This is a genomic window from Bradyrhizobium sp. WSM1253 (assembly GCF_000244935.1).
Taxonomy (GTDB): Bacteria; Pseudomonadota; Alphaproteobacteria; order Rhizobiales; family Xanthobacteraceae; genus Bradyrhizobium; species Bradyrhizobium canariense.
In genome coordinates this window covers 4,217,174-4,232,441 of record NZ_JH600073.1, presented here as the reverse complement: position 1 = coordinate 4,232,441, position 15,268 = coordinate 4,217,174, and the positions used below count along the sequence as shown (strand labels likewise).

Annotated in this window: 14 protein-coding genes; 10 read left to right on the top strand and 4 right to left on the bottom strand. The window is 64.7% G+C overall.

All coding sequences use genetic code 11. The annotated features are described in order from the left end of the window. Positions 1-235: 235 nt before the first annotated feature. On the top strand, positions 236-2,311 hold the full coding sequence (locus BRA1253DRAFT_RS21555) for a methyl-accepting chemotaxis protein (RefSeq protein ID WP_007597819.1): 2,076 nt from the start codon (positions 236-238) through the stop codon (positions 2,309-2,311). Between the two features lie 117 nt (positions 2,312-2,428). Continuing rightward, positions 2,429-3,160: a sulfite exporter TauE/SafE family protein gene (locus BRA1253DRAFT_RS21550; RefSeq protein ID WP_007597810.1), complete on the top strand. Its 732-nt coding sequence runs from the start codon at positions 2,429-2,431 to the stop codon at positions 3,158-3,160. 7 nt (positions 3,161-3,167) lie between these two features. Here the strand turns inward: BRA1253DRAFT_RS21550 and BRA1253DRAFT_RS21545 are convergent, their stop codons facing one another. The 3 genes from BRA1253DRAFT_RS21545 to BRA1253DRAFT_RS21535 form a co-directional block, all read right to left on the bottom strand. Then, positions 3,168-5,150: a carbohydrate porin gene (locus BRA1253DRAFT_RS21545; protein ID WP_035993773.1), complete on the bottom strand. Its 1,983-nt coding sequence runs from the start codon at positions 5,148-5,150 to the stop codon at positions 3,168-3,170. A gap of 396 nt (positions 5,151-5,546) precedes the next feature. Continuing rightward, positions 5,547-5,810 carry a hypothetical protein gene (locus BRA1253DRAFT_RS21540; protein WP_007597808.1) on the bottom strand — a complete coding sequence of 88 codons (264 nt, stop codon included), beginning with the start codon at positions 5,808-5,810 and terminating at the stop codon, positions 5,547-5,549. Positions 5,811-5,949: 139 nt separating this feature from the next. Continuing rightward, positions 5,950-6,756 carry a creatininase family protein gene (locus BRA1253DRAFT_RS21535; RefSeq protein ID WP_007597807.1) on the bottom strand — a complete coding sequence of 269 codons (807 nt, stop codon included), beginning with the start codon at positions 6,754-6,756 and terminating at the stop codon, positions 5,950-5,952. 138 nt (positions 6,757-6,894) lie between these two features. Between BRA1253DRAFT_RS21535 and BRA1253DRAFT_RS21530 the strand changes: the two genes are divergently transcribed. The 7 genes from BRA1253DRAFT_RS21530 (at position 6,895) to BRA1253DRAFT_RS21500 (ending at position 13,095) form a co-directional block, all read left to right on the top strand. Then, entirely contained in the window at positions 6,895-7,917 is a 1,023-nt protein-coding gene (locus BRA1253DRAFT_RS21530) for an ABC transporter substrate-binding protein (RefSeq protein ID WP_007597806.1), read from the top strand. 10 nt (positions 7,918-7,927) lie between these two features. Beyond that, positions 7,928-8,758 carry an ABC transporter ATP-binding protein gene (locus tag BRA1253DRAFT_RS21525; RefSeq protein WP_007597804.1) on the top strand — a complete coding sequence of 277 codons (831 nt, stop codon included), beginning with the start codon at positions 7,928-7,930 and terminating at the stop codon, positions 8,756-8,758. After that, positions 8,755-9,573, top strand: coding sequence for an ABC transporter permease (locus BRA1253DRAFT_RS21520; RefSeq protein ID WP_007597800.1), 819 nt, complete (start codon positions 8,755-8,757; stop codon positions 9,571-9,573). The genes BRA1253DRAFT_RS21525 and BRA1253DRAFT_RS21520 overlap by 4 nt, the downstream gene beginning before the upstream one ends. Continuing rightward, positions 9,573-10,562, top strand: coding sequence for a 2-hydroxyacid dehydrogenase (locus BRA1253DRAFT_RS21515; protein WP_007597799.1), 990 nt, complete (start codon positions 9,573-9,575; stop codon positions 10,560-10,562). The genes BRA1253DRAFT_RS21520 and BRA1253DRAFT_RS21515 overlap by 1 nt, the downstream gene beginning before the upstream one ends. Beyond that, complete coding sequence (locus BRA1253DRAFT_RS21510) at positions 10,562-11,254, top strand: AprI/Inh family metalloprotease inhibitor (protein ID WP_007597798.1); 693 nt, start codon at positions 10,562-10,564, stop codon at positions 11,252-11,254. Before BRA1253DRAFT_RS21515 ends, BRA1253DRAFT_RS21510 begins: the two co-directional genes overlap by 1 nt. A gap of 124 nt (positions 11,255-11,378) precedes the next feature. Further along, positions 11,379-11,786: a YciI family protein gene (locus tag BRA1253DRAFT_RS21505; RefSeq protein ID WP_007597797.1), complete on the top strand. Its 408-nt coding sequence runs from the start codon at positions 11,379-11,381 to the stop codon at positions 11,784-11,786. A gap of 31 nt (positions 11,787-11,817) precedes the next feature. After that, positions 11,818-13,095, top strand: coding sequence for an RNA polymerase sigma factor (locus tag BRA1253DRAFT_RS21500; protein WP_007597796.1), 1,278 nt, complete (start codon positions 11,818-11,820; stop codon positions 13,093-13,095). Here BRA1253DRAFT_RS21500 and BRA1253DRAFT_RS21495 read toward each other — a convergent pair. Then, positions 13,092-14,480, bottom strand: a complete 1,389-nt coding sequence (locus BRA1253DRAFT_RS21495) for a peptidoglycan-binding protein (protein WP_007597795.1) — start codon at positions 14,478-14,480, stop codon at positions 13,092-13,094. The two genes, BRA1253DRAFT_RS21500 and BRA1253DRAFT_RS21495, sit on opposite strands and share 4 nt — an antisense overlap. A 252-nt stretch (positions 14,481-14,732) precedes the next feature. On the opposite strand from BRA1253DRAFT_RS21495, the gene BRA1253DRAFT_RS21490 reads away from it, so the two are divergent. Continuing rightward, entirely contained in the window at positions 14,733-15,107 is a 375-nt protein-coding gene (locus BRA1253DRAFT_RS21490; protein WP_007597794.1) for a hypothetical protein, read from the top strand. The last annotated feature ends 161 nt before the right edge of the window (positions 15,108-15,268 follow it).

Below are 15,268 nucleotides of genomic sequence, written 5' to 3'. Positions count from 1 at the left end.
TCCGAGGTAAGGGAGTGTGGCGCGGATGGCGGCACAGGCCTTGATATAGGTATTCGAGAGAGAAATGCCGACGATTCTGTCGCATCCGGCATCGCCAGGGAACTTCGGCGACACCGTCCGGAAGGCACTCGAAGCCCAAGACCCCGCGGAACTACGGGCATGCCGTTGCTTAACGGGCTCTTAGCGGCAACCGGCTAAGTTTTCGGCATTTGCAGGAATGTATTCGGGGGATCAGATGCGGATCGGGAAGCTCTTTGCGCTGTCGATGCTGACGGTGACGGTGTTTGCAGTCATCCTCGGCGCCGAGGTGCTGATACCCCAGGCGCGTATCTTCGCGAACCGCTCCGACGCGATCAAGACGGTCGACGCCTTTGGTGCGACCCTGATGGTCAGTCAGCAGATTGCTAGCCTTCGTGCCCCCTACATTTCCCCGATCTTCCAAGAGAACGCTGCGACGCAGGTCCAGATCGAAGCCGCCGCGAAGGCCGCGAAAGCAGTCGATGCCGCATTCGGGGGGGCAAGGCGCGCCATCATGGTGCTGGATGATTCCGGCGCGATGATCGAAAACCTGGACCGTACCGCGCGGCGGCTCAAGGACATCATCACGGGGGCAGATCGCGCGATGAGCGTGCCGCTGGCGACACGCGACAGCGCTGTGATCAAAGGCTTCCTTCCGGGCGTTGCCGAGGTCATCGGCAATATCGAGCCCATCATGAACGGGCTCGAAGCCAAGGTCATCAATGCCGATTCCTCGCTTGCGGCGCTGTTGAGCCTGGCGCGAACGGCGCAGGACCTGCGCGTCTCGGCCGGCAGCCGCGCCGCCACGCTGTCGCCGGCGCTGAGCGCACGCCGCCCGCTCACGTCGACCGAATTCTCGCTGATGGATCGTATGCAGGGGCGCGTCGATGCCGACCGCGAGCGCATCGCGGCCGGCATCGACCAGCTCGGAAGTCCGCCCCGCATCGCCACCGCGCTGAAAGCGGCGACGGATTCATATTTCGGAAAAGCAGCGCTCGTCGTGGACAAGGAGATGCCTGCGGCACGTGGCGACGGCAAGTACGGCATCAACGCCGAAGAGCTGGCCAATGTCATCGTACCCGCCATCCAGATGTTCTACGGCGTGCGCGATGCTGCGCTGGCCGAAGCGGCCGAGCGTGCCTCGGCCGCGCGCGACGGCGCGCTGGCGATGTTCGCGCTCGCGGGCGTGGCGGTGCTGGCTCTGCTGGGGACGCTCGGTGGCGTGACCATGATGCTGCGCCGGCGCGTGGTGACGCCGCTGAGCCGGCTCGCGGACGTGATCGCAACGCTTGCCGCCGGACAGCACGAGGTCGAGATTCCCGTGACCGGCCGCAATGACGAGATCAGCCAGGTGGCGGGCTCGCTCCAGCACTTCAAGGACTCGCTCTCCGCCAAGAAGGCCGCCGACGAGGCCGCCGCGGTCGAAGCCGAGGCAAAACTCCGGCGCAGCCAGCGCATGGACCAGATCGCGCGCGATTTCGAAGCGTTGATCGGCGACGTCATCAACACGGTGTCGTCGGCATCGTCGGAGCTGGAAGTGTCGGCGGGAACGCTGACGAGCACCGCCGATCAATCGGAAAAGGTCACCGCGACGGTCGCGGCCGCCTCCGAGCAGGCCTCCAGCAACGTGCAGACCGTCGCCGCGGCTGCGGAGGAAATGGCGTCCTCGGTCGACGAGATCAGCCGGCAGGTCCAGGACTCCGCGCGCGTGGCCAGCGAAGCGGTGCAGCAGGCCGCGCGGACCAACGACTATGTCGGCGAGCTCGCCAAGGCGGCCGGCCGGATCGGCGACGTGGTCGAGCTCATCAGCCAGATCGCGGGCCAGACCAATCTTCTGGCGCTCAATGCAACGATCGAGGCCGCGCGCGCCGGCGAGGCCGGGCGCGGCTTCGCCGTGGTCGCCTCCGAGGTCAAGGCGCTGGCCGAGCAGACCGCCAAGGCCACCGGCGAGATCAGCCAGCAGATCACGGGAATCCAGAGCGCGACGGAAGATTCGGTCGGCGCCATCAAGTCGATCAGCGACACCATCACCCGCATGTCCGAGATCGCATCGGCGATCGCTTCCGCGGTCGAGGAGCAGGGCGCGGCGACGCGGGAGATTTCCCGCAACGTGCAGCAGGCGGCACGCGGCACCCAGCAGGTCTCCGCCAGCATCGTCGACGTGCAGCGCGGCGCGAGCCAGACCGGATCGGCCTCCTCCACCGTGCTTGCGTCAGCGAAGTCGCTGTCCGGCGAGAGCAGCCGCCTCAAGGTCGAAGTCGGGAAGTTCCTGGACGCGATCCGGGCCGCCTAAGAAGGTCATTGTGGAGGGAAGCGGCTTCACCTAGGCTCGCACCACCGGGGATGTCGCAGCCTCCCCGTGAAGTGGTGATCCCACGCAAGCGCTGCTCGCTGACGTTTGGAGCGAGCAATGGACGGGATCGCAGTCGAACTACCGCTTTTTCTGTTGGCCACCTTCGCCGGCGCGTTCGTCGCCGGCCTCTCCGGCTTTGCCTTCGGCCTCGTTGCGGCATCGCTGTGGCTTTACGTGCTGACGCCGCTTCAGAGCGCCAGCCTGATCGTCGGCTTCGGCCTCCTGGTGCAGGGCTACTCGGTCTGGAAGCTGCGCAGCGCGCTCGACTGGCGCCGGCTATGGCCCTTTATGATCGGTGCCGTCGTGGGCGTGCCGGTCGGCGTGTCACTCCTGACTTCGGCCGATCCCAAGACCGTCCGCATCGCACTTGGAGCGATCCTGATCGTCTACAGCCTCTATGCGTTCTTCAGGCCAAAGCTCAAGGTCGCGACCATCGTGCCGCCGGCCGCCGACATGACCATTGGTTTCGTCAACGGCCTGCTCGGCGGGCTGACTGGCCTTGCCGGCATCATCGTCACCATCTGGTGCAATCTGCGCGGTCTGCCCAAGGACGTCCAGCGCGCCACGTTCCAGCCCGTCGCCGTCGTGGTGTTCGCCACGGCGGCACTCTTCCTGGGTGCCAAGGGAGCGCTGACGTTCGAGACCGCAAAGCTGTTCGCGCTCGGTCTGCCGTTTCTCTTTGCGGGAACGTGGCTCGGGCTGAAACTGTTCGGCCGCATCGACGAGGCCACGTTCCGCAAGATCGTGCTTGCGCTGCTGTTCGTCTCGGGCGTCGCGCTGTTGTTCTGAGCAGCGCTCAGAACTCGCCGTGCAGCCGACCCGAGAATACCGACACCGGGCCGCGATCAGCATTGTAGGCGGGGTTGACGATCAGCTGGTAGTCGGCGGTGAGGGTGAGACTCTTGTTCAGCGCGTAGGCGTAATAGGTTTCGAGGATGCGCTCGCGGCGATAGTTGAGCGCGCCATCGCCGATGAGAACACCGAGGCCGCCGGCGGCCAGGAAGTCGCGATAATCCTGCGAGATGGCATTGATGGCGCCACCGACGCCGATCACGTCATCGGGTCGGCCCCATTTCGTGCCCTTGATCGACAATCCCGCGGACAGGCTGCGGTGAATGTCGGTGAAGGCCAGCGTCTCGGTCTTGCCGTCGTTCCAGCTCCAACGCCCGAACAGACCGACATCCTCGGTGATCGCCTGCTCGAGGTTGAGCACGTAGCCATACTTCAGACGGCCGCGCCGGGTCTGCGCGATGTCGAGGTTGAGCGCAGGATTGTTCAGCGTCTCGCGGAAGCTGCCCATGTTGGCGCTGTCGAGCCAGCCTATGGTCCTGAGCTTGCCGGGCTGGCCAAGCAGCGAGAAGCGCGTTTCGAGCTCGAGCACGTACTGGCCGCGCTCGCCGACCCTGGTGTCGAAATGATTCGAATTGGACTCGGCGACCATCAGGAAGTAGCCGCCGCGCAACGCCCACTGCTTCTGGTTCAGCTCGGCGGTGACGCCGTAGGTGAGGCCAACCTTGTCGGCGGAATAGTCGAAGGCGCCTGGCGCCCACAGCGACCAGTTCATGAAGTCCTTGCGGGTGTCCTTGGCGTAGGCGTTGCCATCGAACACGTCGATCACCGGGAATTTGCCGGCCTGCACCGTGAGCCTGGAAACATCGACCTTCTGCCCGAGCTGCAACTGGCCGCTCGCGAGCTCTTCCTGCTCGCCGCCAAAGCCGAACGTCTGGCGCACGAACAGGCGCGAGGTGTTGTAATGCGGATAGGGAAAGTTCGACTTCTGCGCTTCGCCATTCGGGAAGCCGGCGGCACCGACGGTGTCGTTCAATCCAAATCCCTGCAGCAGTTCGGGATTGTAATAGACCTCGCCGCCGTCCCACAGCTTTGCGTTCAGGAACAGGCTGTTGCTCCAGGTCGCCTTGGCCTGCCGTGATGGCGAGAGCGAATTCGGCCCGGTGTAGAGGGCGGGGAACGAGGGGTAGCCTTGCGGCAGATACGTGCTCTGGCCGTGGATCTCCCAGCGATCCGATTCCGTGTCGATCAGCGAGCCAATCCCCGAACTCTTGGGATTGTAGCTCGGCATGCCCGGCCAATCGACCTTTCGGTTGAGGCCGAGCCGGACCGACTGGAAGTCGAGCGATGACGAATTGTACTGTGCGCCGGTGGAGAAGGCGACATTGGCGCCGTCGAAGCGGCTGTAGAGATATTCGACCCGTGCGCTCCAATGCGGTGCGAAACCGTATTCGATGCCGGCACCCGCGATCCAGCCGGGCCGCGTGTTCAGGATTTTCGGGACTGCTTCGCCTGTGGCCGGCGTGTCGAAATAGCGCTCGCCCATCCATGCAAAGCCGCCGGTGGCGTAGACCAGCCAGGGACCGCTGGTGTAGCCGACGCGGCCGCGCAGGCTCGCGGTGTAGTCCCATTGCTGCGTGACGGTGTTGGCGGGTGTCGCCAGAAAGGAAACGATCGAGTTGGAGGTGATGTAGTTCGGAAACGAAAAATCGCCTTCGACGCCGACCAGCCAGCCGGAATTGAGCCGGTAATTGTAGCCGGCCTGCACGCCGCCGATCATGCCGCTGAAGACGCCGCTGTCGTTGATCCCGGTGCCGTCGTTCAGCGCAAAGCGCGACGAGCCGAGGCTGTAGCCGGCATGCGCGCCGATATAGAGGCCGGTCCAGTCATAGACGGCCTTCAGCGCCGGTGCCTTCAGCGGCAGATCAGCCGCGCGGCTGCTGGCGGGCAAAGCCAAGACGCCCGAGGCAATCGCCGCGGCCGTCCGCAAATACCTGTAACGGTGACCCCTCAACGTCAAAACGCACGCCCCCAAAGCGAGTGTGTCCACTCGCCGCACTATCCCTGCCGATTCGCGGCGACCCTGTCATCAGGATTAGGTGCTCCGCGAGCGAACGAGATGATCTCGATCCGGCGCGACTTCTTCCCAAGCCCCTGAACCTGTTGCGAACGTTATTGCGATTAATTCGCAATAGCAACTAGTGCAGATTGCCGCAGGGGATGGTTCGCACCGCTGTGTGACGGGACTGCAACAACTTCCCGAGGCGCTAAAACGGTTGACCCCGCCCGGGGGGACATCCGGGCGGGGTCGGGGGCACGACACGGGGTGGATGAGGCGCCCGTGTCGGACGCAGGATCCACGTGAGATCGGCCTCAGGCACTCAAATCAGAAGCAGGTACGAACGCGGCCAACGTACTGGCCAAAGGCGTTGTACTGGGCGGCCCAGCCGCAGCGGTGATAGCCGTTGTAATAGGGGTCGTTGCTGGCGGCGATCGCGGAGCCGACGACGGCGGCGGTGGCGATGCCCAGGCCGACGCCGACGCCCCAGCCGAGCGGCTTGGCTTGCGCCTGCGAGGTGGTGGCGACGACGCTGCCGGTCAGGGTGAGCGCGGTGAGGGCAACTGCGAAAATCTTGGTCTTGATCGACATGTGAAACTCCATCCGGGTTGAGGCGGTCCGTTGTGGCCCGCGTACCGAGTTGGACGGAGGCTCCGCGCGTCCGGTTCGAAACCGGCAAAAGCGGAGATCGACTTTGAAACTTTCCCGAATGATTCCAGCAGGATAAGCGCTAACCGAGCGGGCCTTCGGCGAGCCTGTTCACGTCGAAGTTATCGACCTCTGCAAGCAGCTCGCAAAAAGCGCGGGCGCCCTGGTCGATCAGTTGCTCGCCCTTCGCGGCCACGGCCAGCGTCGCATTGCCGACCGCGCCGCTTGGGTTGAGATCCTGCGCCTGCCAGGCGAATGGTGCGGGTCGCTGCGTCGACAGCCAGCGATATTGCTGCTCCATCGCGATGCTGCTCGCGGGAAAATCCGCGATCGCATCACCGCGTACCTGATCGGGATAGCGCGCAAGCATGATTGAGGTCTCGACCGCGCCGCCATGAATGCCGTGGCGCACTTCGTCGGCCGGGAACAGGCTGTCCGCGCCCGACAACCGCGACCACGACGTCGTCACCACGAACAGCTTCTGATGCGCGCGAAGATCCTGCGCGATCAGCATCATGGCCGCGCTGTTGCCGCCATGGCTGGTGATGATGACGAGCTTCTTCAATCCGCGACGCGCGACATCTTCGCCAATCGCGGTCCATTTTTTCAACGCGATGTCGGTCGGCAGCGTCTGCGTGCCCGGATAGTCGATATGCTCGGTGGAAATCCCGATCGGTTCAACGGGCAGGAAACTGGCCGGAGCGCTCTCGGGCAGCAGCTCGCGCACCCGCGCGAGATAGGTGTCGGCGATCAGCACGTCGGTCTCGAGCGGCAGATGCGGGCCGTGCTGCTCGGTCGCCGCCAGCGGCAGCACTGCGATCCAGCGCGACACCTCGGCGGGGCTGGCATCGGCCCAGCGGATCTCGGTCCAGTCGCGGGAAGGCGTCATCAAGGTTTCTTTGCCCGAATTTGTCGCGTAATTTGGGGTATCAGGGGACGCGGGCCAGGCCGGCTCGCGTCCCTGAATGTCTTGCGGTTTTATCGCGTTGCTTGGACATCGGCTAGAAGCGATCGACGGAGTCCCATCATGAGCCCCTCTCATCTGCGGCGAGCCTTAACGGCGGGTCTGATGGCCGCTTTCGTCTCGGTGGTCCCGGCGCGCGCCGAGACCCTGGACAAGGTCACCTTCGGCACCAATTGGGTCGCCGAGGCCGAGCATGGCGGCTTTTTCCAGGCCGTCGCCGACGGCACCTACAAGAAATATGGGCTCGACGTCACCATCGTTCCCGGTGGTCCCAACGAAAACAACCGGATGCTCCTGATCGCCGGCAAGATCGATTTCTTCATGGCCGCGAACACGCTGATGTCGTTCGACGCGGTCGCCAACAACGTCCCGGTCGTGACGATCGCCGCGGTGTTCCAGAAGGATCCGCAGGTGATGCTGACGCAACCCGATGCCAAGGTCACCAAGATCGAGGACCTCAAGCCGCTGACGCTGTTCGTCTCCAAGGAAGGCATGACCAGCTATTTCCAGTGGCTCAAATCCGAATACGGTTTCAGCGAGAAGAACGTTCGCCCCTACAATTTCAATCCGCAGCCCTTCATCGCCAATCCCAAGAGCGCGATGCAGGGCTACGTCACCTCCGAGCCCTTCGCGGTCGAGAAGGCTGCCGGCTTCAAGCCCAACGTGTTGCTGCTCGCCGATTACGGCTTCAACACCTATTCGACCCTGATCGAGAGCCGCCGCGACGTGGTCGAGAAGAAGCCTGACCTGGTGCAGCGCTTCGTCGATGCCTCCATGGTCGGCTGGTACAATTACATCTACCGCGACAATTCCGCGGGTAACGCCATGATCAAGAAGCTCAATCCGGAAATGACCGACGAGCTGCTCGCCTATTCTGTCGCCAAGATGAAGGAATACGGCATCGTCGATTCCGGCGATTCGCTGAAGAACGGCATCGGCGCGATGAGCGACGAGCGCTACACCTCCTTCTTCAACAAGATGGTGAAGGCAGGCGTCGTAAAGGCAGACCTCGATTTCCGCAAATCCTATACGCTGCGCTTCGTCAACAAGGGCGTCGGCGCCGAGCTGCGCCCGAGCAAGCCGTAGCGCAAGGCCGATGTCATCAGTCCAAACGTCGGCGGGGGTCGAGGCCGGCCTGACGGCCCTGGCTGTCAGCCTGCGCGGCGTGACGAAGACCTATGACAACGGCGTGCTGGCGCTCGGCCCGCTCGATCTTGCGGTGCGCAAGGGCGAGTTCATCTCGCTGCTGGGCCCCTCAGGCTGCGGCAAATCCACCGCGCTGCGGTTGATTGCCGAGCTCAGCGCGCCGTCGTCCGGAATCGTGAGGCTGGCGCGTCGCGAGGGCAAGGTGCAGCCAAGTCTTGTTCAACCAGGTCATGGCATCGGCTTCGTGTTTCAGGAACCGACCCTGATGCCCTGGACCAGCGTGCGCGAGAACGTGCGATTGCCGCTGAAGCTCGCAGGCGTTCCGAAGGCGGAAGCGCGCGCGCGTGCCGACGAGGCGCTGGCAAGCGTCGGGCTTGCCGATTTCGCCGACGCCTTTCCGCGCGAGCTCTCCGGCGGCATGAAGATGCGGGTGTCGCTGGCGCGCGCGCTCGTCACAGACCCAGACATCCTCCTGATGGACGAGCCGTTCGCGGCGCTCGACGAAATCACGCGCTTCCGCCTCAACGACGATCTGCTCGCGCTGTGGCGCAGGCTCGGCAAGACCGTCATCTTCGTCACGCATTCGGTGTTCGAATCCGTCTATCTGTCGCAGCGCGTGGTGGTCATGACGGCGCGGCCGGGCCGCATCCAGGCCGACTTCCGCATCGAGACGGTCGAGCCGCGTGGCGAGGAGTTTCGCACTTCAGTCGCCTATTCCGATTATTGCCGGAAAGTGTCGGCGGCGCTGGCGCCGTCCTATGCGGGGCAGTCGACGCTATGAACGCGCAAGCTTCCGTCACTGCGAAGCCGTCCGGCGCAAAACGCGCGGTGCGCTTCGTGCTGCCGGTCATCGTGTTCGCGGCGGGACTTCTCGCCTGGGAGCTCGTGGTCCGCATCAAGGACATCCCGCCTTACGTGCTGCCGGCGCCCTCCGTCATATTCGTGACACTGATCAAGGATTGGTCGGTGCTGTCACAATCGCTCGCCGCGACGCTGCTGACCACGCTTGAAGGTTTTGTCGCGGCCAGTATCGGCGGCATCGCGCTGGCGCTGCTGTTCAACCAGTCCAAATGGGTGGAAGCATCGCTGTTCCCCTATGCCGTGGTGCTTCAGGTCACGCCTGTCATCGCGATCGCGCCGCTGCTGCTGATCTATCTGGAGCAGCAGACCGCGGTCGTGGTCTGCGCCTTCATCGTCGCCTTTTTCCCGGTGCTGTCGAACACCACGCTCGGGCTCAATTCGGTCGATCGCAACCTCGCGGGCCTGTTCCAGCTCTATGGCGCCTCGCCGCAGCAGACCCTGCGCTTTCTCAAGCTGCCGGCGGCGCTGCCTTATATTCTCGGCGGCCTGCGCATTGCCGGCGGCCTGTCGCTGATCGGCGCGGTCGTGGCCGAGATCGCGGCGGGAACGGCCGGGGCCGGCTCCGGGCTCGCCTACAGGATCGCGGAATCCGGCTACCGCTTGAACATACCCCGCATGTTCGCAGCGCTGCTGCTGTTGTCGCTGGCCGGGATTGTCATCTATGGGGTGCTGGCGCTAGTTTCCCACCTCGTTTTACGGCGCTGGCACGAGAGCGCGCTTGGAAAGGACAACTGATGACCACCGGTTCGATTTCGTCCGAAAAGATCGACCTCCTGATTTATGGACCGGTCCGGCCGATCCTCGAGAACGGGTTTTCCGATCATTTCGTCGTGCACAAGGCGGAGACGCGGGGCGATCTCGAGCGGCTGACGCCGGCAATCCGCGAAAAGATCCGCGGCGTGGCGGTGACCTATCACACCGTGCGCGCCGACAGGGATTCGCTGTCGCAATTGCCCAAGATCGAGATGGTGGCAAGCTTCGGCGTCGGCTACGACCACGTCGATGCCAAATACGCCGCCGAGCACAACATCATCGTCACCAATACGCCCGACGTGCTGACCGAGGAGGTCGCCGACGTCGCGATGGGCCTTCTGATCTCCACCGTGCGTGAGTTCATCAAGGCCGACCGTTATGTGCGCTCGGGTCTCTGGCAGACCCAGAACTATCCACTCAGCGTCGGCTCGCTGCGCGATCGCAAGGTCGGCATCGTCGGCATGGGCCGGATCGGACAGGCGATCGCACGCCGGCTCGATGCCTCGCTGGTGCCGGTGGTCTATCACACCCGCAATCCGTCCAAGGACGTCTCCTACAAGCACTACCCGGACCTGATCGAGATGGCGAAGGCCGTGGACACGCTGATGGTGATCGTGCCCGGTGGCGCCAGCACGAACAAGATGATCAATGCCGAGGTGCTGAAGGCGCTCGGCCCGCGCGGTGTGCTGGTCAACGTCGCGCGCGGCTCGGTGATCGACGAACCGGCGCTGGTCCAGGCGCTCAAGTCCGGCACCATCCTTGCCGCCGGTCTCGATGTGTTCGCGGCCGAGCCGAACGTGCCGGACGAGCTCAAGACCATGCAGAACGTCGTGCTGCTGCCGCATATCGGCTCGGCCTCGGTGGTGACGCGCAACGCGATGGATCAGCTCGTGGTCGACAATCTCAAGTCCTGGTTCTCAGGCAAGGCGCCATTGACGCCGGTTGCGGAAACGCCGTTTAGGGGACGCTGATGGGAGGTCTTCGGGTCCTAGCATCTGTGATCGCGGCATGCGTTGCCGCGATCGGCATCGCGCAGGCGCAGGATACAACGACCCTGAAGAAGGAGATGCCCGGGCAGTGGGAGCTCTCGACCACTGAGCGCAGCAAGACCTGCGTCGTCACGCTCAAGGCGGACGCCGCCGCTCAAGGCTTCAAGCTCGAGCTGGAGCCGGCCTGCAAGGCCGCGCTGCCTTTCACCAAGGACATCGTCGCCTGGAGCGTCAGGGGTCTCGACATCGTCCGCTTGCAGGATTCGAGTGGTGAAGCCGTGATCGACTTCACCGAGGTCGAGGCCGGCATCTTCGAGGGCCTGCGGCAGGGCGAGGGCGTCTACATCCTGCAGGACCTTGCCGCCGCCCGCTCGATGGCAAAGTCGATGGACCAGATGATCGGCGACTGGTCGATCGTGCGCGGCAACGGCCAGCCGGTCTGCGGGCTGACGCTGACCAACACGGAAGCCGGGCCGGACAATTTCCAGGTCTTCCTCAAGCCGAAATGCGATGCGGCGATCGCGCAGTTCAACCCGACGCAATGGCGGCTCGACCGCGGCCAGATCATCCTGCTGTCGAAGGCCGGTGAGGCCTGGCAGTTCGAGGCCGACGACAACGCGCAATGGCGGCGCGTCCCCGATACCGCCGATCCCCTGATCATGCTGCGCCAGTAGCGTTCGCCCGGCCTCGCAATTTTCCCGTTGCTGATGTCGATCCGGCGCCGGCTGGATCGTCATCCCAATAGCGAGCTGATTTCGCGGCCGAACTGGCCGCGTCTCGCCTCAACAGGAGTTTTGCATGCGCTTCATGTACATCGTTACTTCCCCGAAGCCCCTGGCAGGGCCGTCCCCGGCGCTGGCGGAGGCGATGCAAAGGATTTCCGAACGGGAGATCAAGGCCGGCCGGATGCTCGATAATGGCGGCCTGATGCCGCTTGCGACCGGCGCGCGGGTGTATGTCGCTGACGGCGAGCTCAGCGTCATCGACGGCCCGTTCGTGGAGGCCAAGGAGGTGATCGGCGGCTATGCCATTTTCGAATTGCGCGACAAGGACGAGGCCCTGGCGATGGCCAAGGAATTCATGCAGTTGCACCTCGACCACATGCCGGGCTGGGAAGGCACCTGCGAATTGCGGGCATTCGCGACGCCGGGCGTGGACGTGGCCTGTGAGGTCAACGCGCGTGCAGGGGTCGCCGCCCACGCCTGATGGACAACTCCGCTCGTCTCCTTCGGCGGCGATGACGGCCGCCGACACCGACATCGATCGTGTCATCCGCGCCACCTGGCGCGTCGTGCAGCCGCGGCTGATAGCCACGCTGTCGCGGATGCTGCGCGACGTGCCGCTGGCGGAAGAGCTGACCCAGGACGCGCTGGTTGCGGCGCTGGAATCCTGGCCCATCGTCGGCGTGCCCGAAAATCCCGGCGCCTGGCTCATGACCGCTGCCAGGCGCCGCGCGCTTGATCATTTGCGCCGCGGCAAGATGCTCGCGGAGAAGCACGACATGCTGGCGCGGGACATGTTGCAGGAGCAGGCGACCGTGCCGGATTTCGATGCCGCGCTCGACGACGACATCGGCGACGAATTGTTGCGGCTGATCTTCACGGCCTGTCATCCGATCCTGTCGCGCGAAGCCCGCGCGGCGCTGGCGCTACGCATGATCTGCGGCTTGACCACATCGGAGATTGCGCGCGCCTACCTCGTGCCGGAAGCAACGATCTCGCAGCGCATCGTCCGCGCCAAGCGAACGCTGTCGGAATCCGGCCTCGCCTACGAGACCCCGAGCGGCGAAGCTCTGTCGGAGCGTCTCGCCTCGGTGCTGGAGGTTGTCTATCTGATCTTCAACGAGGGCTATCTCGCGGCGCGGGGAGAGGAATGGTTGCGGCCGCAGCTCTGTGACGAGGCGTTGCGCATGGGCCGGGTGCTCGTCGGTCTGGCGCCGGACGAGCCGGAAGTTCACGGCCTCATCGCCCTGATGGACCTGAATGCTTCGCGTGCGCGTGCGCGCACCGATGCGAATGGTGATCCCATTCTGCTGATGGACCAGGATCGCACGCTCTGGGATCAATTGCAGATCCGTCACGGCCTGCGGTCGCTCGAACGTGCCTGCGAGCTCGGCGGCGCCGGAGGATTTTACGCGCTTCAGGCCGCCATCGCGGCGTGTCATGCCACGGCGGCGGATTCTGCTGCAGGCACGGACTGGCGGCGCATCGCGCAGCTCTATGCCGCGTTGGCGCTTCTGGTGCGCTCGCCGGTCATCGAGCTCAATCGCGCGGTCGCGGTCGGCATGGCGGAGGGACCGCAAGCCGGGCTCGACGTGCTGGACGCAATCGCCGTCGAGCCGGCGTTGACGGCCTATCATCATCTGCCGGCGGTTCGCGGCGACTTCCTGCAAAAGCTCGGGCATCTCGCAGAGGCGCTGCTGGCGTTCGAGGCTGCCGCGAATCTTGCGACCAATGGGCGTGAGCGCTCGCTGATGCAGCGTCGCGCCGCGGCGCTGCGCGACCAGTGTCTCTAGGTCGTCGGCCTGGGCGGCGGCGCGGTGCCTTGGGCCCACTTCTCCATCTTGCCGAGTATGCCCCAGGCCGTGAGCGCCAGCGAGATCGGCATCGCGAACTGGCCGAGGCCCGGCACCGCCGACACGAGCGTCCCGAGCAACCCGGCAATGCCTCCCGCGTTGGGGCTCGCCGTCACCGACGAGAGCAGCGCCGTGATCAGCGAGCCGCCGATGCCGAGCGCAGTCTTCTTGCCGTCGAGCATCTTGCCGATGGTATCGCCGAGCGCGCCATTGACCTGGCCGAGGACAGGCTTGCCGTCCCGGTTGAGCAAGGTGCCGAGCAGGTCGACGACCTGCTTCAACTGGTCGACGGGAGCGGTGCTGGTCGGGGTGAGGGGGCCTGGCATGGGGGCTGTCTTGTTGACGAGGGAGAAGAGCCGTTCGAACAGGCTGATCGGATCATTGGTGGCGGGCAGTGTATTGCCCGATGTAGTCGTTGCCGGCGTCACACCGCCGACCGGCGGCCGCAGCAATTGCGCGAGGTCCTCGAGCCGCTTCATGATCCGGGACACATCGCCGGTCGGTCCGGTGGGGGCCGACTGCGTCGCGCGCGTGAGGGCGGCGACCGTGGCGCCGTCGAGAAGTCCGGTATCTCTCAGGCCGTTCTGCTGCTGAAATTGCGAGACCGCGGTTCTGGTCTTCGGTCCGCTGATGCCGTCCTCGGCGAGCGGCGGATTGGCGCCGAGCTTGTTGAGCGCCTGCTGCATGAGAACGATCGTCGACGCCGCGTCGTCTTCCGGCTCCGCGCGGCTCGCGAATTGCGGGCTGTCGTCGAGGGTGATCGAGGAATCCAGCGACATCATGGCATGCAGGATTACCGCGGTGCCGAGCTGGGAATCGACGTGGTTCGAATCGAACACGTGATCGCGAACGAATTTGCCGGCCCTTGCCTCGGGCGGGCCATACAGCGTCGAACCGCCATAGAGATAGGGCGAATTGCAGCCCTTGGCGTGATAGCCGAAGCCGTTGAACGCTTCGAGCCGGAACAGAATCCGCGCGATCCCCCAGTCGTGAGCGCCGACGAAATTCTCGATCCTGAAGGCGTCTACGGCGCCGTCCACGAACGTGGCAAACGGACCGCGCCCCTTCGGAACGAGCGCCGTCACGCGATGAAGCGTTTCGCCGTTGCCGAGATAGGTGTCGAAATCGAAATTGGACTCGCGGTAATGGCAGAGGGCAGCGAAATGCCAGGGGACGCCGGTCAACCGTTCGATCTGCTGATAGGTCGCCTTGCCGTTGATGGCCTTGCGCGCGACCGCATTCGCGTCGGACAGGCGCGAAGGCCGGATCTCGAGATTGGACCAATTGCGCTCGTATTCGCTTTTCAAACTCTCGAATGAAATCATTTTCCGCTCCCACAATGAATGAACTATCGCAACTCCGCGTCAGACGAAGTGAACCAGGTGCCGTGATCAGGGCGTGAGGCCAGCGTGATCTCCCGCAAGTCTGGCAGGCCGCCGCGGCGCCGCGTGTGAAGTGGGTTACAACCTCGCCGGGAAAATGAGCGGCAGGACCGGGATCAGGGCGGCCGCCCGCGCGGGAACCGGCAGGGCCGCTGCCCCGTTAGCGACGCGAGACAGTCCGGCAAGGAGCCCTGCATGACCACGCGCGTCCTCGCGATCGGCATCAAACCCGGCAATGCGGACTACAGCGCATTCCCGCAGCTCACGCCGGAGCTCGTGCGCAACTATATCGATGCGCAGCTGCTGCGCCTGCGCGATCTCGGTTACGAGGTCACGAGTTGCCTGATCGATCTCGATGCCGCGGCGGAAGCCGCCGTCACGGCGGCGTTGCGCGAGGAGAATTTCGACTGCATCGTGATCGGCGCGGGGCTGCGCGAGCCGAAGGAGCGCCTGCTGCTGTTCGAGAAGGTGCTCAACCTCGTCCACCGCCTGGCGCCGGATGCGGCGATCTGCTTCAACACCACGCCGGCCGACACCGCCGAGGCCGTGCAGCGCTGGGTCGATGCATGAGATGAAGCATCCGGCCGCGCGGCGCACGCGGCATGGCCTGAGCCGCCTTCGAGCCGAGCCTCCGACGCCATCGCGAGACGTGCCGGGTCCCGGCATGGTGATTTTTCTGGTCCGAATCCGGTTGCGGCGCTATGACTCGTCTGACCACAGGGGAGGGCGAG